Here is an 18,070-nt window from a genome sequence, read left to right as displayed (position 1 = left end):
CAATTCCGCCATGTCGATGAACAGCCGAAAGATCAAGACCTGGGCCTGGGTGCACAAGTGGAGCAGCCTCGTGTGCACGGTCTTCATGCTGCTGCTGTGCCTGACGGGATTGCCGCTGATCTTCCACCACGAGATCGGCCACCTGCTGGGCACCGAGGTCGAGGCGCCGAAGATGCCCGCGGGCACGCCGCGCGTGAGCCTCGACCGCGTGCTCGAGGTGGCGCGCGCGCAGCACCCCGACCGCGTGGTGCAGTTCGCCTCGCAGCCCGAGGACGACGACGGCCTGTGGTTCGTCACGCTCACGCCCACGCCCGCGCCCACCGACGACTTCAAGTCGGTCGCGGTCGATGCGCGCACCGGCGTCATCCTCGCGCAGCCGAAGTTCGACGAGGGCTTCATGTACGTGATGTTCAAGCTGCACGTCGACCTGTTCGCGGGCCTGCCGGGCAAGCTGTTCCTCGGCTTCATGGGCTTCCTGCTGCTGGTCGCGATCGTCTCGGGCGTGGTGCTGTATTCGCCGTTCATGCGCAAGCTCGACTTCGGCACCGTGCGCCGCGAGAAGCGGCCGCGCCTCAAGTGGCTCGACCTGCACAACCTGCTGGGCATCGTCACGCTGGTGTGGCTGTTCGTGGTCGGCGCCACCGGCATGATCAACACCTGGGCCGACCTGGTGATCAAGTACTGGCAGTACGACCAGCTCACCACGCTGCTGGCCCCCTACAAGAACGAGCCCGTGGTCGCCGTGAGCGAACGTGGCTCGGTGCAGCGCTCCTACGAGGTGGCGATGCAGCACGCGCCGGGCAACCGGCTGTCGTTCATCGCCTTCCCGGGCACCGCGTTCTCGAGCCCGCACCACACCACCTTCTTCCTGCAGGGCAAGGAGCCCTTCACCTCGAAGCTGCTGCAGCCGGTGCTGGTCGATGCGAAGACCGCGCAGGTCACGGCGGCGCCGAAGCTGCCCTGGTATCTCACGGCGCTGCTGGTGTCGCAGCCGCTGCACTTCGGCGACTACGGCGGCATGCCGATGCAGATCCTCTGGGCGCTGCTCGACATCGCGACCATCATCGTGCTGGGCAGCGGCCTGTACCTGTGGCTCAAGCGCGGCAACACCGTGCCCGCGGCGGCTTCCAGGGCGGCCGCCGAACGTCCGCGGCGCGAGGAGGGCGGCGCACCGCAGGCCGATCCCGCGCCCGCATTGAAGGCCTGAGCCCATGACCGCAGCAAAGCATCCGCAGCACCACGGCTTCTGGCGCCTCTGGGGCTGGCCGATCGCCCTCGGCCTGCTCACCACCTTCGGCCTGATCTCGGCGCTGTTCAGCGACGGCGGCCTGGGCGACGTGCTGGCCTGGATCACGCTCGGCATTCCGGTCGTGGTGGGCGCGTGGTACGGCTGGCGCCGTCCGCGTCCGGCCAGCGAGTAGCTCGCCTCTTCGTGCCGGTGCGCGCGTTCCGCGCGCCACGGTGAGAAACCCCGAGGCCCGGCCGCCGCGCGACACCGCAGAATCGGCGGCATGAAACCCGTTGCCGCCGCCGCCGTCGCCTGTCTCCTGCTCGATCTCTCCACGGCCTCGCGCGCGCAGTCCGGGACCGAAACACCGTCGCCGTTCGCGGGCGCTTCGTTGCGCGAGATCACCGTCTCCACGCCGCGCGGCGAGGTCGCGCCCTTCAACGTGCCGGGCTCGGTCGATCGCGTCGACGGCGAGTCCATGCGCGACGGCCGCCTCGGCGTGAACCTCTCAGAGAGCCTGGGCGCGGTGCCCGGGCTGCAGGTGCAGAACCGCCTCAACTATGCGCAGGACCTGCAGCTCTCGGTCCGCGGCTTCGGCGCGCGCTCGACCTTCGGCGTGCGCGGCGTGCGGCTCTATGTCGACGGCATTCCCGCCACCCTGCCCGACGGCCAGGGCCAGACCTCGAACATCGACATCGGCTCGCTCGACCGCGTCGAGATCCTGCGCGGGCCGTTCTCGGCGCTCTACGGCAACTCCTCGGGCGGCGTGCTGCAGGCCTTCACCGCTTCGGGCGAAGGCCGGCCGAAGCTGGCCTATTCGGCCGCCGCCGGCAGCAACGGCACCTGGCGCCAGTCGCTGCAGGCCAGCGGCTCGCAGGGCGCCGTCGACTACCTGCTCGGCGCCAGCCGCTTCCAGACCGACGGCTGGCGCGAGCACAGCGCCGCGCGGCGCGACATCGTCAACGGCAAGCTCGGCATCGCGCTCGACAACGGCGACCGGCTCACGCTGGTCGTCAACAGCGTGCGCATCGATGCGCAGGACCCGCTGGGCCTCACGGCCGACCAGTACGCGCTGGCGCCGCGGCTCGCGCCGCTGGCCGTGCAGTACGACACCCGCAAGACCGTCGAGCAGACCCAGGCCGGGCTGCTCTACGAACGCCGCCTGAGCCAGGCGCAGCAGCTGCGCCTGATGGTCTACGGCGGCGAGCGCAAGACCACGCAATACCAGTCGATCCCGCCCTCGGCGCAGCAGAACCCGCTGCATGCGGGCGGAGTGATCGACCTCACACGCCAATACGGCGGCCTCGACCTGCGCTGGACCGGCGCCTTCACGCTGGCGGACCGTCCGTTCGAACTGGTGGCGGGCCTGGGCTACGACAGCCTGCGCGAATGGCGCCGCGGCTACGAGAACTACCTCGGCAGCGGCGCGGCGCAGATCCTCGGCGTGCAGGGCCGGCTGCGGCGCTACGAGCGCAACGAGGTCTGGAACCTCGACCCCTATGCGCAGGCCACCTGGCGCTTCGCCGAGCGCTGGACGCTCGAGGCCGGCCTGCGGCGCAGCAGCGTGCACTTCGACTCGGGCGACCGCTACATCGTCGGCAGCAACCGTGACGACAGCGGCAGCGCGCGCTATGCCAAGACGCTGCCCGCGGCCTCGCTGCGCTTCCAGGCCACGCGCGACATCGCGCTCTACGGCTCCATCGGCCGCGGCTTCGAGACGCCGACGCTCAACGAGCTGTCGTACCGCGCGGGCGGCGCGAGCGGGCTCAACTTCGCGCTGCGGCCCTCGGTCAACGACAGCCTCGAGCTCGGCGCCAAGGCGCGGCTCGGCGGCGGGTTGCTGACCGCGGCGCTGTTTCGCACCCGCACGCGCGACGAGATCGTGACCGACACCAACCTCGGCGGCCGCGCCACCTTCCAGAACGCGGGCCGCACGCGGCGCAACGGCTTCGAGCTGGCCTGGCAGCACGAAACCGAGAACCACTGGCGCACGCAGCTCGCCTACACCTGGCTCGATGCCACCTACCGCGACGCCTTCTGCTCGCCCTCGCCGTGCGCGGCCGCCAACACGGTGGCCGCGGGCAACCGCATCCCGGGCATCGCGCGGCAGTCGCTGTTCGCCTCCTTGGGCTGGGTGCCGCCCGAGGGCTGGCGCGCGGGCGTGGAGATGCGCGCGCTGGGCCGCATCCAGGCCAACGACCTCAACAGCGCGAGCGCGCCCGGCTACGCGGTCGCGGCGGCCTATGCCGGCTACCTCAAGAAGTGGGAGCGCTGGGAGTTCAACGCCTTCGCGCGCGTGGACAACCTGTTCGACCGCCGCTATGCCGGCTCGGTCATCGTCAATGAAGGCAATGCGCGCTATTTCGAGCCCGCGCCGGGGCGCAACTGGACGGTGGGCATGAGCGGTTCGTACCGCTTCTGAGCCTGCGGGTCGCCATGAAAAACGGCGGGCATTGCCCGCCGTCGCGATGGAGCTCCGAAAGCTTCAGAAGGCCGCGGGCCGCCACTTCAGCAGCCGCTTCTCGAGCGAACTCAGCAGGAAGTCGGCCGCCAGCGCGACCACCGCGAGCACGATCATCGCCGCGAACACGCCGCTGGCATTGAAGGCGCCCTGCGCGGTCGAGATCAGGAGGCCGATGCCTTCCTTGGCGCCGAGGAACTCGCCGACCACCGCGCCGACCAGCGCGAAGCCGAAGCTCACGTGCAGGCTCGCGAGGATCCACGACATCGCCGAGGGAATCACCACCGCCATCGTGAGCTGGCGCGGCGAGGCGCCGAGGATCTGCGCGTTCGCGATCATGTACTTGTCGGCTTCGCGCACGCCCTGGAAGGCATTGCCGAAGACCACGAAGAACACCATCACCACCGCGAGCGCCACCTTCGAGGCCATGCCCAGGCCGAGCGCGATCACGAAGATCGAGCCGAGCACCACGCGCGGGATCGAGTTGGCGATCTGGATGTAGAGGCTGAACACGTCCGACAGCAGCTTGTTGCGCCCGAGCACGATGCCGCAGATCACGCCGGCGATGGAGCCGATCAGGAAGCCGATCACCGTCTCCTCGAGAGTCACCGCGACCTGCATCCACAGCGACCCCTGGGCCGTGCCGTCGCGCATCCATTCCACGAGCTGGTCGTAGATCATGGTGGGCATCGAATAGAAGAAGGGGTCGATCCACTTCAGGCGCGCCGCGATCTCCCAGCCGCCGAGCGCGACCACCAGCACGACCAGCCGCAGCGCGATGATCATGCGGCGCCGGCCGCGGATGGCCGCCTGCGCGATCTCGGATTCGCGCGCGAGCGCGGCGTCGCTGAGGGCCGAGGGAAGCTGCGCGGCGGCAGGCGTGGTGGCGGATGTGCTCATGGCGGTGCGGGAGGGGGTGACAGCGTTGTTCATTGGATGACGACCTCTTCGCGCAGGTCGTCCCAGATGTGTTTGGACAGTTCGATGAACTGCGCGTCGTAGCGCACCTGCGCCATCACGCGCGGGCGCGGCAGGTCGATCTCGTAGACGCGCTTGAGCGTGGCGGGCCGCGCCGACAGCACGAACACGCGGTCGGCCAGCGCGATCGCCTCCTCGAGGTCGTGCGTCACGAAGACCACGCTGCCGCCGTTGTTCGACCACAGCTGCAGCAGCTCGTCCTGCATCAGCGTGCGGGTCTGCATGTCGAGCGCGGAGAAGGGCTCGTCCATCAGCAGGATCTCGGGGTCGTTGATGAAGGTCTGGGCCAGCGCCACGCGCTTGCGCATGCCGCCCGAGAGCTGGTGCGGGTAGTGCTTGCCGAACTTGGCCAGGCCCACGCGGTGGATCCACTGCTGCGCCAGCTCCATCGCTTCCTTCTTCGGCTTGCCGCGGAAGATCGGGCCGGCCGCCACGTTGTCCTCCACGCTGCGCCAGGGGAACACCGCGTCGGCCTGGAACACGAAGCCGATGCGCGGATCGACGCCGGTCACCGGCTGACCCATCACGCGCACGTTGCCGACGGTGGGCTTGAGCAGGCCGGTGATCATGTTGAGCGTGGTCGACTTGCCGCAGCCCGTGGGCCCGACGATGGCGACGAACTCGCCGCGCGCCACCGACATGCTGAAGTTGCGCAGCGCGACCGTGGCATTGCCGTCCTGCGAGATGAAGCGCAGCGACACGTCGTCGAAGTCGATCGCGGAGGTGGCCGCGACGTGGCCGCCGCCGGAGGAGGGAGTGCCGTGGCGCATGGTCATTTCGCCGCCGCGAGGTAGGCGTTGCTGTAGGTCTTCGACAGGTCGATGTTCTTGCTCTTGACCAGCGGCTTGTAGGTGGCCAGCACCTTGAGCACGGTCTCGGGGCCGCCCGCGGGCATCTTCGCGTCGGCGGTGAACATCGGCAGCGAGGCCTTGAGCGCCTGCACGTAGAGCGCCTTGTCGTTGCCGTAGTAGTCGCGCGGCACCTTCTCGGCGATCTCCTCGGCGCTGTGCGACTGGATGTACTGCATGGTGCGCGCGAAGGCACGCGCCAGCTTGCCGGCCTCGGCCTTGTGCGACTCGGCCCAGGTGTTCTGCACGTAGAGGCTGGCGGCCGGATAGAGGCCGCCGAGCGCCTTCACCGTGTCGGCCTCGGTGCGCAGGTCGACCAGCACCTGCGCGTCGCCGCTCTTGACCATCTGCGACACCGTGGGCTCGGTCGTCATGCCGGCCTGGATGCGGTCCTGCTTCATCGCGGCGATGAAGGTGTTGCCCGCGCCCACGGGCAGCAGCGAGTAGTCCTTCGAGGCCACGCCCGCGCGGTCCGCGAGGTAGCGCGTGAGGAAGTCGGTCGACGAGCCCAGGCCGGTCACGCCCAGGGTCTTGCCGCCCTTGGCGTCGGCCATGCCCTTGAAGCCGGCCGCGTCGGCCTTGGTGCTGACCAGCTCGACCTCGCCCGGCACCTTGCAGAAGACGGCGATCGCCTGGATCTCCTTGCCCTTGCTCTGCAGGTCGATGGTGTGGTCGTAGAAGCCGACCACGCCCTGCACGGCGCCGGCGATCAGCTGGTTCTCGGCGTCGACGCCCGCGGGCTGCGACTGCAGCTCGACGTTCAGGCCCTCGTCCTTGAAGTAGCCCAGCGCCTCGGTGAGCTTGGCCGGCAGGTAGATGATCTTGTTGATGCCGCCCACCATGATGGTGATGGGCGCGTCGGCGGCCTGGGCGAAAGGCGTGGCGAAGGCGGCGCAGAGGGCGGCGGCGAGCAGGGTGCGGCGGGTGGCGGACATGGGGTCGGGTGTCTCCGGTCGAGGTTGTTCGGTCGGGCCAGTCTAGGAATCGCCATCCTTCGGCCAGCTTTCGGCGCCGCGCGCGATTCCTCATGGTTATCCCTAGGCCCGTGCGGTGGCCACCACCCTTCCTAGAATCCACGGCCACTCCCGCCGACCGCATGAAGCTGCTGCTGATCGAAGACAACCCGCAACTCGCGCACTGGCTTTCCAGCCTGCTGCGCGAACAGGACTTCGTGGTCGACCACGTCGCCAACGGCGAGGCCGCCGACCTGCAACTGGCGCAGGCCGGCTACGACGTGGTGCTGCTCGACCTCAACATCCCGGGCCTGCCGGGCAAGGCCGTGCTGCGCCGGCTGCGCGAGCGCGGCGACACGGTGCCGGTGATCATCCTCACGGCCACCGCCTCGCTCGACCAGAAGGTGCTGTGCCTGGAGATCGGCGCCGACGACTACCTGGTGAAGCCCTTCGAGATCCGCGAGCTGGTGGCGCGCATCAAGGTGCTGGTGCGCCGGCAGATGCCGGGCAAGGCCAACGACATCGCCTGCGGCGACCTGCGCTACGACCTGCGCACGCGCCAGTTCGCGCTGGCCGGCGACGAGTTGGCGCTGCCGCCGCGCGAGCGCACGCTGCTCGAGACGCTGATGCTCAAGGCCGGCAGCACGGTGTCGAAGCAGGCGCTGATCGACGCCATCTTCGGCCTCGACGACGAGCCCAGCGCCGATGCGGTGGACATCTACATCCACCGCCTGCGCAAGAAGCTCGAGGCCAGCCAGGCGACGATCATCACGCTGCGCGGCGTGGGTTATTTGCTGCGCACGCGCCAGGAAGAATGAAGAAGCGCTCCAGCCTGCGGCTGCGTCTCGCGCTGTGGCTGCTGCTGCCGCTGTCGCTGTTCGTCGCGGTCTGCGGCTGGCTCAACTGGCGCAACGCGGCGGAGGTGGCCGACTACGTGCAGGACCACGACCTGCTGTCCTCGGCCAAGGTGCTGTCCGACCGCCTGATCTGGGAGGACAACGACGTGCAGGCCAGCGTGCCGCCGTCGGCGCTGAGCCTGTTCGTCTCGCCCGAGCACGACCGCGTGTTCCTCAGCGTGACGGGCGCCAACGGCGAAGTGCTGGCCGGCTCGGCCGACTTCCCGCTGCCCGCGCGGCGCAAGCCCGAAGGCGTCGACCGCGCCCAGTGGTACGACACGGAATTCGCGGGCCTGCCGCTGCGCGCGGTCGTCACCACGCGCTCGATGTACGAGATCGGCGGCGCGCGCGACATCACCATCGCCGTCGGCAAGACCGAGCGCAGCCGCGACCACATGCTGCGCACGCTGTGGTGGCCGTCGATGGAGTACCTGCTGATCGCGCTCGCGCTGGCCATCGCGCTCGCCGTGGCGGCGCTGACGCTGGAGCTGCGGCCCATCGTGCGGCTGAGCCAGCAGCTCGCGCAGCGCGACCCGCTGCATCTGGACCTGGTGGTGGATCCCGGCGCGCTGCATTCCGAACTGCGGCCGGTGGCCGACACCATCAACCGCTTCGTCGCGCAGCTGCGCGCGCACTCGGAGGCGCAGCGGCGCTTCATCGCCGACGCGGCGCACCAGCTGCGCACGCCGCTGGCGATGCAGGCCTCGCAGATCGAGTACGCGCGCTACACGCGCCAGCACCGCGGCGAATGGGACACGCGCCGCGCCGACATGGATGCGATGTGGCTTGCGATGCAGACCAGCAACCGGCGGCTGGTCGACGTCACCAACAAGCTGCTGCTGCTCGCGCAGGCCGAGCACGGCGATGCGCACACGCGGCTCGAGCGGGTCGACCTGGCGGCGGTGGCGCTGCGCTGCGTGGAGCAGCTCGCGGCGCTGGCGGATCGGCGCCGCATCGACCTGGGATTGGAGGCGCCCGACGCGGCCTTCGTGCGGGCGCAGCCGGCGCTGCTCGATGCGCTGGTCACCAACCTGCTCGACAACGCACTGCGCTACACGCAGGAGGGCGGCCGGGTGACGCTCGGCGTGCGCGAGACCGCGGACGCGGTCGTGCTGAGCGTGGAGGACAACGGCCCCGGCATTCCCGCCGAGGCGCGCGAACGCGTGTTCGAGCGCTTCTACCGGGTGGCGCAGGACAGCGAGGGAACGGGGCTGGGGCTGGCCATCGTGCGCGAGATCGCGCGGGCCTTCGATGCCGACGTGGACCTGGCAGCCAACCCGCGCGAGGCGAGCGGGCTGCTGGTCACGGCGCGTTTTCCGCCGGCGGGGCCGGCGGAGAACGCGGGGTAGACGGGTTAGGCCTCAGAGGCCGGCGGCCGCGCGCAGGGCCGCGGCCTGCGTGGTCGCTTCCCAGGTGAACTCGGGCTCCTCGCGGCCGAAGTGGCCATAGGCGGCGGTCTTCTGGTAGATCGGGCGCAGCAGGTCGAGCATCTGGATGATGCCCTTCGGACGCAGGTCGAAGTGCTCGCGCACGAGCTCGGCGATCTTCTCGTCGGGGATCACGCCGGTGCCTTCGGTGTAGACCGTGATGTTCATCGGCTGGGCCACGCCGATGGCGTAGGCCACCTGGATCTGGCACTGGCGCGCCAGGCCGGCGGCCACGATGTTCTTGGCCACGTAGCGCGCGGCATAGGCGGCCGAGCGGTCGACCTTCGACGGGTCCTTGCCCGAGAACGCGCCGCCGCCGTGCGGGCAGGCGCCGCCGTAGGTGTCGACGATGATCTTGCGGCCGGTGAGGCCGCAGTCGCCCTGCGGGCCGCCGATGACGAAGCGGCCGGTCGGGTTGATCAGGTAGCGCGTGTTCTGCAGCCATTCCTTGGGCAGCACGGGCTTGATGATCTCCTCGATGATGGCTTCGTTGAACGAGGCCTTCATCTTGGTCGGCGACTCGCTCTGGTCGGGGCTGTGCTGGGTCGAGAGCACCACGGTGTCGATGCTGTGCGGCTTGCCGTCGACGTAGCGCATCGTCACCTGGCTCTTGGCGTCGGGACGCAGGAAGGGCAGGCGGCCGTCCTTGCGCAGCTGGGCCTGGCGTTCGACCAGGCGGTGCGCGTAGTAGATCGGCGCGGGCATCAGCTCGGGCGTTTCGTCGCAGGCGTAGCCGAACATCAGGCCCTGGTCGCCGGCGCCGGTGTTCAGGTGGTCGTCCGATGCGTGGTCGACGCCCTGGGCGATGTCGTTGGACTGCTTGTCGTAGCAGACCATGACCGCGCAGCCCTTGTAGTCGATGCCGTAGTCGGTGTTGTCGTAGCCGATGCGCTTGATGGTGTCGCGCGCGACCTGGATGTAGTCGACGTGCGCGTTGGTCGTGATCTCGCCGGCGAGCACCACGAGGCCGGTGTTGGTCAGCGTCTCGGCGGCCACGCGGCTGCGTGGGTCCTGCTCGAAGATCGCGTCCAGGATGGCGTCCGAGATCTGGTCGGCCACCTTGTCGGGGTGACCTTCGGAGACGGATTCGGAAGTGAAGAGGAAGTCGTTCGCCATTTGTTCAAAGCTCCTTGAAGTGGTTTGGCGCGTTGCCAACTCTGCGGAGCCCTGGCGAACGCTTTAGCAGATTGCCGATGAGCCATCGGCGGGCACAATCGCCATGCGGCGCCTGTGCTTGTCGCCCTGCAAGTTGTTCCGTAACTCGGCGACAATTTCGATTCTATTCGAGCCGCGCCAAACCGTGCGCGCGCGTCCTTGACCCCATTCCCGACCTGTCCATGATCGCTCTCTTCCGATTGCTCGCCCGCGTACCGATGCCCGTGATGCATTGGTTCGGCGCGGGGCTCGGATGGCTGGTCTGGGCCCTGGCGCCCGACTACCGAAGGCGCTTCCGGGCCGATGCGCAGAGCGCAGGCTTCGGTCCCGACGCCTATCGCCCGGCCATCGCCGCGGCCGGCAAGATGGCCTCCGAGCTGCCCTGGCTCTGGCTGCGTCCCCATGGCGAGACGGTGCTGCCGCGCGTGCTGCGCTGGGAGGGCGTCGAGGCCTTCGAGGCCGCGCTGCAGGCGAAGAAGGGCGTGATCCTGGTCGCGCCCCACCTGGGCAGCTGGGAGATGTGCGGCCAGGCGATCGGCGAGCGTTTCCATGAACGCTATGGCCCGATCACCGCGCTGTTCCGTCCCGCGCGCAAGAAGTGGATGGCCGAGCTCATCGCCGCCGGCTCGCGCGACCGGCCCGGCCTGCAGACCCTGCCGACCAGCATCACCGGCGTGCGCGGCCTGATGCGCACGCTGCGCAGCGGCGGCTACACCGGCATCCTGCCCGACCAGGTGCCGCCGTTGGGGCAGGGCGTGTGGGCGCCGTTTCTGGGCCGGCCCGCCTACACCATGAGCCTGCTGCCGCGGCTCGCGCAGCAGACCGGCGCGGCCTGCTTCCTCAGCGTCTGCGAACGGCTGCCGCGCGGCGCGGGCTACGTGATCCGCTTCGAGCCGATCGTGGGCACCGCGCTGACCGACCCGAAGGCCTCGCTCGAGGATGCGGCCGCGGCCATGAACGAGGCCATCGGCCGGCTGATCCGCAGCCTGCCGGGCCAGTACGTGTGGGACTACGCGCGCTACAAGGAGCCGCGCGGCGATGCGCCCGTGGTGGCCGAGGCCGGGGGGGCGGCGCGATGAGCCTGGGTTCCCGTCTGGGCATCGGCTTCATGCGCGCGATCGCGCCGCTGCCGCTGCCGCTGGTGCGCGGCTTCGGTGCCTTCCTGGGCCGCGTGCTGCACACGATCGCGCTGCCGCGCCGGCGCGTGGTCGACACCAACCTCGCGGTCTGCTTCCCCGAGAAGTCCGAGGCCGAGCGGCGCGCGATCGCGAAGCAGAGCTTCGTCTACGTGGCGCAGTCGTGGCTCGACCGCAGCTGGCTCTGGCATGCGCCCGAGAAGGTGGTGGCGAGCCGGCTGAAGATCGTGGGCGCGGCGTCGGAGATCCGCGAGATCGCCGAGGGCAGCGCGCCGATGATCCTGTTCGCGCCGCACTTCTACGGCCTCGATGCCGCGGCCACCGCGCTCACGATGCACACGGCGCGGCCCTCGGCCACCATCTACACGACCCAGCGCGACCCGATGGTCGATGCCTGGATCCGCGAAGGCCGCACGCGCTTCGGCGACGTGGCGGCGCTCAACCGGGTCGACGGCATCAAGCCGGTGCTCGCGGGGCTGCGCAAGGGCGGGCTCTTGTACCTGCTGCCCGACATGGACTTCGGCCGCGACCAGACCATCTTCGTGCCCTTCTACGGCGTGCAGGCCGCCACCGTGCCCTCGCTCTCGCGCTTCGCGCGGCTGGGCAAGGCGAAGGTGGTGCCGATCGTCGCGAAGCTCACGCGCGGCGGCTACGAGATCGAGGTGCTCGAGACCTGGCGGAACTTCCCGACCGACGACGTCGAGGCCGACACCGCGCTGATGAACACGCGGCTGCAGGGCTACATCGATCCGATGCCGGCCCAGTACTACTGGGTGCACCGGCGCTTCAAGACGCGTCCCGAAGGCGACCCTCCTATTTATTGAGGAAGGCCTCGATCTCGCCCGCCACGAGCCGCGGCTGCTCGTGCACGATCCAGTGGGTGGCGCCCGGCACCTTCTTGACCACGAGATCGGGCACGTACTCGTCGAGCCCCTCGAGCAGGCCCGGCAGCAGCGCGGCATCGTCGAGCGCCCAGAACACGAAGGTGGGCACGTTCACCACCAGCCGCTCGCGCGGCAGCACCGGAATGCCGTCGATGGTCTGGCCCGGCAGCGGCGGCTTCATCGGTGTCACGCGGTAGAGGTTGCAGGCACCCGTGAGGCCGGCGCTCCAGACCTCGCGGTACTGCTGCTTCACTTCCTCGGTGAGCCAGCCGAAGCCGTCGGGGCCGGCCTTCATCAGCAGGAAGAAGGGCCACATGCGCTTGAAGTCGTCGGCCGCGAGCAGGGCCTCGGCATCGGGCCGCGCGAGGAAGTTCATGTAGGCGCTGGCCTGCTGCTGCGCCGGGCTGTTGCGCAGCTCGCGCGTGAAGGTGCCGGGATGCGGCGAGTTGATGATCACCAGCTTGCCGACCTGCTGCGGGAACGCGTTGGCATAGCCCCAGCCGAAGGCGCCGCCCCAGTCGTGCGCGACCAGCGCGGCCATGGTGCCGTCCTGGCTCTCGGTGGCCACCAGCTGCTGGATGTCCTGGATCAGCAGGTGGGCCTTGTACTCGGCCACCTCGGTGGGCGAACTCGACTTCTCGAAGCCGCGCAGGTTCGGCGCCACGCAGCGGTAGCCGCCATGCGCGGGGTCGGCGAAGTAGGCGAGCAGCTCGTCCCAGATGAACGCGGCCTCGGGAAAGCCGTGCAGGAACACCATCAGCGGGCGGCCGGGTTCGCCGGCGGCGCGGCAGCTCAGGGTGATGCCGTTGGGCAGGCTGCGTTGGAAGGTCTCGATCATGCGTCTGTCTCCTCTTTGCTATCGTTTCAATAGTGAATCAGGCAGAAGGGACGGCCGCTGCAGCCGGGTCTGCCTCAGGACTCTTCGGGCGGCTCGGGCTCGGGTTCAGGCGCGGGGTCGGCGGCCGGCTCGGCCGTGTGGACCCAGCGCGACAGCAGCTCCGCCGCCTCGCCCACGCCCTGCTTCTTCAGTGCCGAGAACAGTTTGACCTCGCCGCCGCCGGCCTGCAGTCGCACGATGGACAGCACCTTCGCGCCCTCGGAGCGGGTGAGCTTGTCGGCCTTGGTCAGCAGCACCAGGAACTTGAGGCCCTGCTCGACGCGCGGGCGGATCACCTCGAGCAGGATCTCGTCGAGCTCGGTCAGGCCGTGGCGCGGATCGCACATCAGCACCACGCCGCGCAGGTTCTCGCGCGTCATCAGGTAGTTGCCCATCACGCGCTGCCAGCGCAGCTTGGCTTCGCGCGGCACGGCCGCGTAGCCGTAGCCGGGCAGGTCGGCGAGCACCGCGTCGTCGACCTTCTGCCGGCCGATGCCGAACAGGTTGATGTGCTGCGTGCGGCCCGGCGTCTTCGAGGCGAAGGCCAGCCGCGTCTGCTGCGTGAGCGTGTTGATGGCGGTGGACTTGCCGGCGTTGGAGCGGCCGACGAAGGCGATCTCGGGCAGGTCGAAGGGCGGCAGGTGCTCGAGCTGCGGGGCGCTGGTCAGGAAGTGCGCGGTGTGCAGCCAGCCCAGCGCGGCACGTTCGCGTTCGACGGTCTCGGGGTCTTGGGCGGGGGCCGCGCGGGAAGGAAATGCGGTGCTCTTGCGCGACGGCGTGGTCATCAATGGGCTTTCGGAACGGGGCGCCATTGTAGAATCGCGGGGTTTTGCGCCAATAAATTCGAGCCCCCGATATGAAGTTGTTTGCCAATTTTCTGCTTGCGGCCCTCGTGGGGATCGCTGGTACCGCAGTCAGCACAGGTGCTTTTGCCGAGGAGACGGCAGCCGCACCGACCACACCGGTCAAGGCCAAGCCCGACCCGGCCAAGGGCGACACCATCTTCAATGCAACCCCGGCCAACAGCCAGAGCTGCGCCTCCTGCCACAACGCGGACGGCAACTCGGCGATCCCGGCCAACCCCAAGCTGGCGCAGCAGCACCCCGAATACATCCTCAAGCAGCTCGAGGACTTCAAGTCCGGCAAGCGCAAGAGCGCGATCATGAAGCCGCTGGCCTCGGCGCTGTCCGAGGAGGACATGCGCAACATCGCCTGGTTCGTCGGCTCGAAGAAGGTCAAGCCCGGCTTCTCGAAGGACAAGGACACCATCGCCCTGGGCGAGCGGATCTACCGCGGCGGCATCGCCGACCGTCAGGTCCCGGCCTGTGCCGGCTGCCACAGCCCGAACGGCGCCGGCATGCCCGCGCAGTACCCGCGCCTGGGCGGCCAGCATGCCGACTACACGGCGGCCCAGCTCACGGCCTTCCGCGGCGACGGTGCCACGGTGCGCGCCAACAACGCCGTGATGACCGGCGTGGCCGCCAAGCTCAACGACCGCGAAATCAAGGCCGTGGCCGACTACATCGCCGGTCTGCGTTGATCCCGCACGCGCGAGCGTGAACTAACCGCCGACAACAACCCCAAAAGAGGGCGGGCCGATCCAGCAGGATGGCCCGCCCTTTTGCGTTTCGCTTCTTCCGGACGCTTTTTTCCTCTCTTCCCTTCTCCAGCAATCGATGTCAGTCTCCACTCATGGCCTTCGCGTCCATCGCGGCCCGCAAGCGGTTCGCGCGGCGGTGGAACTGCTGTCGTCGATGCGCTTCGCGATCGCGCTGCTCACGATCATCTGCATCGCCTCGATCATCGGCACGGTGCTCAAGCAGCACGAGCCGATCAACAACTACATCAACCAGTTCGGGCCGTTTTGGGCCGAGGTGTTCCGCGCCGCCCGGCTCGACTCGATCTACAGCGCCTGGTGGTTCCTGCTGATCCTGCTGTTCCTGGTGATCAGCACCACGCTGTGCATTGTGCGCAACACGCCGCGCATCGTGGTCGAGCTGCGCACCTTCAAGGAAGACATCCGCACCCAGAGCCTCAAGGCCTTCGGCCAGCGCGCGCAGACGCAGCTCGGCGAAACGCCCGACGTGGCGGCCAACCGCATCGGCCAGCTGCTCGTGAGCGGCGGCTGGAAGGTCAAGCTGCAGCAGCGCGAGGCCACGGGCGACGGCAAGACGCCGGCCGGCTGGATGGTCGCCGCGCGTGCCGGCGGCGCGCACAAGCTCGGCTACATCGCGGCGCACAGCGCGATCGTGCTGGTGTGCATCGGCGGCCTGCTCGACGGCGACCTGGTGGTGCGCGCGCAGACCTGGTTCAACGGCAAGAGCGTGTTCACCGGCGGCGGCATGATCGCCGACGTGCCGCCGCAGCACCGGCTGTCGGCCGGCAACCCGACCTTCCGCGGCAACATCCTGGTGCCCGAGGGCGGGCAGGGCAGCGTGGCGATCCTCAACCAGGCCGATGGCGTGCTGCTGCAGGAGCTGCCGTTCTCGATCGAGCTCAAGAAGTTCATCGTCGACTACTACTCGACCGGCATGCCCAAGCTGTTCGCGAGCGAGGTGGTGCTGCACGACCGCGAGACCGGCGCGCAGGTGCCCGCGCGCATCGAGGTCAACCATCCGGCCAGCTACAAGGGCGTGGAGATCTACCAGTCGAGCTTCGACGACGGCGGCTCGACGGTGAAGCTCAAGGCGGTGCCGATGGCGGCCGCGGCCAAACCCTTCGAAGTCGAGGGCGTGATCGGCGGCCCGAGCAGCGAGATCACCAACGGCAAGGAGAAGCTCACGCTGGAATTCGCCGCGCTGCGCGTGATCAACGTCGAGAACTTCGCCGACGGCGGCGCCATGGGCAGCGGCGCCGACGTGCGCAAGGTCGACCTGCGCCACGACATCGAGTCGCGCCTGGGCGCGGCCAACAAGACCAACAAGCCCAAGGTGCTGCGCAACATCGGCCCGAGCATCGGCTACAAGCTGCGCGACGCGGCCGGCCAGGCGCGCGAATACCAGAACTACATGGTGCCGGTCGACACCGGCGACGGCCAGCCGGTGTTCCTGCTGGGCATGCGCGAGAAGCCCGAGGAGCCGTTCCGCTACCTGCGCGTGCCGGCCGACGAGCAGGGCTCGATGGACGGTTTCGTGCGCATGCGCGCCACGCTCGAGGACCCGGCGATGCGCGCGCGCGCCATCGAGCGCTACATCGCGAAGGCCAGCGATCCGCAGCGCCCCGAGATGGCCGACCAGCTGCGGGTGTCGGCCACGCGCGCGCTGGCGCTGTTCGCGGGCAGCGAGCCCGCGCGCGCCGATGCCGCTGCCTCCGCGGGCGGCTGGCAGGCGATCGCCGAGTTCATGGAGAGCAACGTGCCCGAGGCCGAGCGCGAGCGCGCGGGCGCGGTGCTGGTGCGCATCCTCAACGACGTGCTGTACGAGGTGCTGAACCTCAGCCGCGAAGGCGCGGGCCTCGCGGCGCTGCCGGGCGACGAGAAGTCGCAGGCCTTCCTCACGCAGGCGGTGATCGCGCTGAGCGACGCCCACTTCTACCCGGCCCCGGTCGCGATGATGATGACCGACTTCACCCAGGTGCAGGCCAGCGTGTTCCAGGTGGCGCGCGCCCCTGGCAAGAACGTCGTCTATCTGGGCTGTCTGTTGCTGATCGTCGGGATTTTTGCCATGCTGTACGTGCGCGAGCGCCGGCTCTGGGTGTGGCTGACACCCGCCGGCGCCCCGGGAGACAACACCACCGAAACCGCCGCGACGATGGCGTTCTCGGTCAATCGCAAGACCATCGACAGCGATCGGGAGTTCGAGCACCTGAAGCACAAGCTGCTCGCCCTGAAGAAAGAAGAGCCCGCCTCACCATGAACACCACCACCCTCACGCTCAACGAAAGCTGGCTCTCGCGGCGCAACCTGTTCGACTGGGTGTTCGCGGCGCTGGTGCTCGCGGGCGGCCTGTTCGCCTTCGCGCGCCATGCGGGCTCGATGGATTCCTACGAGAAGCCGATCCTGGTGGGCGCTCTGATCTGCGTGATCGCCATGGGCTGGTTCTGGCGCCCGCTGCGGGTGCTGGCGATCGTGGTGGCGGCGGCCTCGCTGCTGGCCATCGCGTCCTACCAGGGCGACCTGGCGCGTGCCGACACCGTGTTCTGGCTCAAGTACTTCCTCTCGAGCCAGTCGGCCATCCTCTGGATGAGCGTGCTGTTCTTCATGAGCACGCTGTTCTACTGGCTTGGCTTCTTCGGCGGCAAGCAGGGCGACGCGCTCGAGGCGATCGGTTCGCGGCTGGCCTGGGCCGCCATCACCATGGCGCTGATCGGCACCATGGTGCGCTGGTACGAAAGCCATCAGCTCGGCCCCGACATCGGCCACATCCCGGTGAGCAACCTCTACGAGGTGTTCGTGCTGTTCTGCTGGCTCACGGCCGCGTTCTATCTCTACTACGAAGAGCACTACCGCACGCGCGCGCTCGGCGCCTTCGTGATGCTGGTGGTGAGCGCGGCGGTCGGCTTCCTGCTCTGGTACACGCTGGTGCGCCAGGCGCACGAGATCCAGCCGCTGGTGCCCGCGCTGCAGAGCTGGTGGATGAAGCTGCACGTGCCCGCCAACTTCATCGGCTACGGCACCTTCTCGCTCGCGGCCATGGTGGCCTTCGCCTACCTGGTGAAGGAACAGGCGGGCGAGACCCGCTGGTACAAGCTCACGCCGATCTGGCTGCTGGGCATGGCGCTGTGCTTCGTGCCGGTGGCGTTCCGCCAGCGCGTGCAGGAAGCCGGTGGGAGCTACTGGGTGGCCTATGCGGCGATCTCGGCGCTGATCGCGGCCGGCATCCTGCTGGGGCGCAAGCGCATCGCGGCACGCCTGCCGGCCAACGAGGTGCTCGACGACGTCATGTACAAGTCGATCGCGGTCGGCTTCGCCTTCTTCACCATCGCCACCGTGCTGGGCGCGCTGTGGGCCGCCGATGCCTGGGGCGGCTACTGGAGCTGGGACCCGAAGGAGACCTGGGCGCTGATCGTCTGGCTCAACTACGCGGCCTGGCTGCACATGCGCCTGGTCAAGGGCCTGCGCGGCACCGTGGCGGCCTGGTGGGCGCTCGCGGGGCTGGCGGTCACCACCTTCGCCTTCCTCGGCGTCAACATGTTCCTGAGCGGCCTGCACAGCTACGGCACCTTGTAGGCGCGCGCCGGCGGCCTTTCGCGAAGAATTGAAACCGCGCGCCCCGCGTGCGCGTAACCG

The 18,070-nt window shown here is 69.1% G+C and carries 16 protein-coding genes; 10 read left to right on the top strand and 6 right to left on the bottom strand.

The window, feature by feature from the left end; all coding sequences use genetic code 11:
* The first annotated feature begins 16 nt into the window (after nucleotides 1-16).
* The 3 genes from ACHMXE_RS36620 (at nucleotide 17) to ACHMXE_RS36610 (ending at nucleotide 3,650) form a co-directional block, all read left to right on the top strand.
* The gene (locus ACHMXE_RS36620; protein ID WP_395352963.1) at nucleotides 17-1,207 is read left to right on the top strand and encodes a PepSY-associated TM helix domain-containing protein; all 1,191 of its coding nucleotides are present in this window, start codon (nucleotides 17-19) and stop codon (nucleotides 1,205-1,207) included.
* Between the two features lie 4 nt (nucleotides 1,208-1,211).
* Nucleotides 1,212-1,421 carry a hypothetical protein gene (locus ACHMXE_RS36615; protein WP_203204591.1) on the top strand — a complete coding sequence of 70 codons (210 nt, stop codon included), beginning with the start codon at nucleotides 1,212-1,214 and terminating at the stop codon, nucleotides 1,419-1,421.
* Between the two features lie 90 nt (nucleotides 1,422-1,511).
* The gene (locus tag ACHMXE_RS36610) at nucleotides 1,512-3,650 is read left to right on the top strand and encodes a TonB-dependent receptor domain-containing protein (protein WP_395348714.1); all 2,139 of its coding nucleotides are present in this window, start codon (nucleotides 1,512-1,514) and stop codon (nucleotides 3,648-3,650) included.
* A gap of 63 nt (nucleotides 3,651-3,713) precedes the next feature.
* Here ACHMXE_RS36610 and ACHMXE_RS36605 read toward each other — a convergent pair whose 3' ends face one another.
* Genes ACHMXE_RS36605 through ACHMXE_RS36595 form a run of 3 tightly spaced genes read right to left on the bottom strand, consistent with a single transcriptional unit; the run spans nucleotide 3,714 to nucleotide 6,450 of the window.
* Complete coding sequence (locus tag ACHMXE_RS36605; protein WP_057596003.1) at nucleotides 3,714-4,589, bottom strand: ABC transporter permease; 876 nt, start codon at nucleotides 4,587-4,589, stop codon at nucleotides 3,714-3,716.
* 29 nt (nucleotides 4,590-4,618) lie between these two features.
* The gene (locus ACHMXE_RS36600) at nucleotides 4,619-5,437 is read right to left on the bottom strand and encodes an ABC transporter ATP-binding protein (protein ID WP_395348713.1); all 819 of its coding nucleotides are present in this window, start codon (nucleotides 5,435-5,437) and stop codon (nucleotides 4,619-4,621) included.
* A 2-nt stretch (nucleotides 5,438-5,439) separates the two neighbouring features.
* The gene (locus ACHMXE_RS36595) at nucleotides 5,440-6,450 is read right to left on the bottom strand and encodes an ABC transporter substrate-binding protein (protein WP_395348712.1); all 1,011 of its coding nucleotides are present in this window, start codon (nucleotides 6,448-6,450) and stop codon (nucleotides 5,440-5,442) included.
* A 161-nt stretch (nucleotides 6,451-6,611) separates the two neighbouring features.
* Here ACHMXE_RS36595 and ACHMXE_RS36590 point away from each other — a divergent pair, with 161 nt between their 5' ends.
* Both ACHMXE_RS36590 and ACHMXE_RS36585 read left to right on the top strand, forming a co-directional pair.
* The gene (locus ACHMXE_RS36590) at nucleotides 6,612-7,286 is read left to right on the top strand and encodes a response regulator transcription factor (protein WP_203204596.1); all 675 of its coding nucleotides are present in this window, start codon (nucleotides 6,612-6,614) and stop codon (nucleotides 7,284-7,286) included.
* Nucleotides 7,283-8,713: a sensor histidine kinase gene (locus ACHMXE_RS36585; protein WP_395348711.1), complete on the top strand. Its 1,431-nt coding sequence runs from the start codon at nucleotides 7,283-7,285 to the stop codon at nucleotides 8,711-8,713. Before ACHMXE_RS36590 ends, ACHMXE_RS36585 begins: the two co-directional genes overlap by 4 nt.
* Nucleotides 8,714-8,725: 12 nt before the next feature.
* Here ACHMXE_RS36585 and metK read toward each other — a convergent pair whose 3' ends face one another.
* Nucleotides 8,726-9,907, bottom strand: coding sequence for a methionine adenosyltransferase (metK, locus tag ACHMXE_RS36580; RefSeq protein ID WP_203204598.1), 1,182 nt, complete (start codon nucleotides 9,905-9,907; stop codon nucleotides 8,726-8,728).
* A gap of 221 nt (nucleotides 9,908-10,128) precedes the next feature.
* Here metK and ACHMXE_RS36575 point away from each other — a divergent pair, with 221 nt between their 5' ends.
* Nucleotides 10,129-11,025 carry a lysophospholipid acyltransferase family protein gene (locus ACHMXE_RS36575; RefSeq protein WP_395348710.1) on the top strand — a complete coding sequence of 299 codons (897 nt, stop codon included), beginning with the start codon at nucleotides 10,129-10,131 and terminating at the stop codon, nucleotides 11,023-11,025.
* Nucleotides 11,022-11,906, top strand: a complete 885-nt coding sequence (locus ACHMXE_RS36570) for a lipid A biosynthesis acyltransferase (protein WP_057596009.1) — start codon at nucleotides 11,022-11,024, stop codon at nucleotides 11,904-11,906. The genes ACHMXE_RS36575 and ACHMXE_RS36570 overlap by 4 nt, the downstream gene beginning before the upstream one ends.
* Here ACHMXE_RS36570 and ACHMXE_RS36565 read toward each other — a convergent pair.
* Both ACHMXE_RS36565 and yihA read right to left on the bottom strand, forming a co-directional pair.
* Nucleotides 11,896-12,804, bottom strand: coding sequence for an alpha/beta fold hydrolase (locus ACHMXE_RS36565; RefSeq protein ID WP_209544707.1), 909 nt, complete (start codon nucleotides 12,802-12,804; stop codon nucleotides 11,896-11,898). The genes ACHMXE_RS36570 and ACHMXE_RS36565 overlap by 11 nt on opposite strands.
* A gap of 74 nt (nucleotides 12,805-12,878) precedes the next feature.
* Complete coding sequence (gene yihA, locus ACHMXE_RS36560) at nucleotides 12,879-13,628, bottom strand: ribosome biogenesis GTP-binding protein YihA/YsxC (protein ID WP_203204602.1); 750 nt, start codon at nucleotides 13,626-13,628, stop codon at nucleotides 12,879-12,881.
* Between the two features lie 71 nt (nucleotides 13,629-13,699).
* Between yihA and ACHMXE_RS36555 the strand changes: the two genes are divergently transcribed.
* From ACHMXE_RS36555 to ccsB, 3 genes are all read left to right on the top strand, one after another.
* Nucleotides 13,700-14,383 carry a cytochrome c gene (locus tag ACHMXE_RS36555; protein ID WP_057596012.1) on the top strand — a complete coding sequence of 228 codons (684 nt, stop codon included), beginning with the start codon at nucleotides 13,700-13,702 and terminating at the stop codon, nucleotides 14,381-14,383.
* A gap of 136 nt (nucleotides 14,384-14,519) precedes the next feature.
* Nucleotides 14,520-16,697 (top strand): cytochrome c biogenesis protein ResB, encoded by a 2,178-nt coding sequence (locus ACHMXE_RS36550; protein ID WP_395348709.1) that lies wholly within the window; start codon nucleotides 14,520-14,522, stop codon nucleotides 16,695-16,697.
* Nucleotides 16,694-18,010 (top strand): c-type cytochrome biogenesis protein CcsB, encoded by a 1,317-nt coding sequence (gene ccsB, locus ACHMXE_RS36545; RefSeq protein WP_057596014.1) that lies wholly within the window; start codon nucleotides 16,694-16,696, stop codon nucleotides 18,008-18,010. The genes ACHMXE_RS36550 and ccsB overlap by 4 nt, the downstream gene beginning before the upstream one ends.
* Nucleotides 18,011-18,070: the final 60 nt, after the last annotated feature.

This window comes from Variovorax sp. UC122_21 (assembly GCF_044056785.1).
Lineage (GTDB): Bacteria > Pseudomonadota > Gammaproteobacteria > Burkholderiales > Burkholderiaceae_C > Variovorax.
The sequence above is the reverse complement of the archived record's forward strand: the minus strand, read 5'-3'. Positions and strand labels throughout refer to the sequence as shown.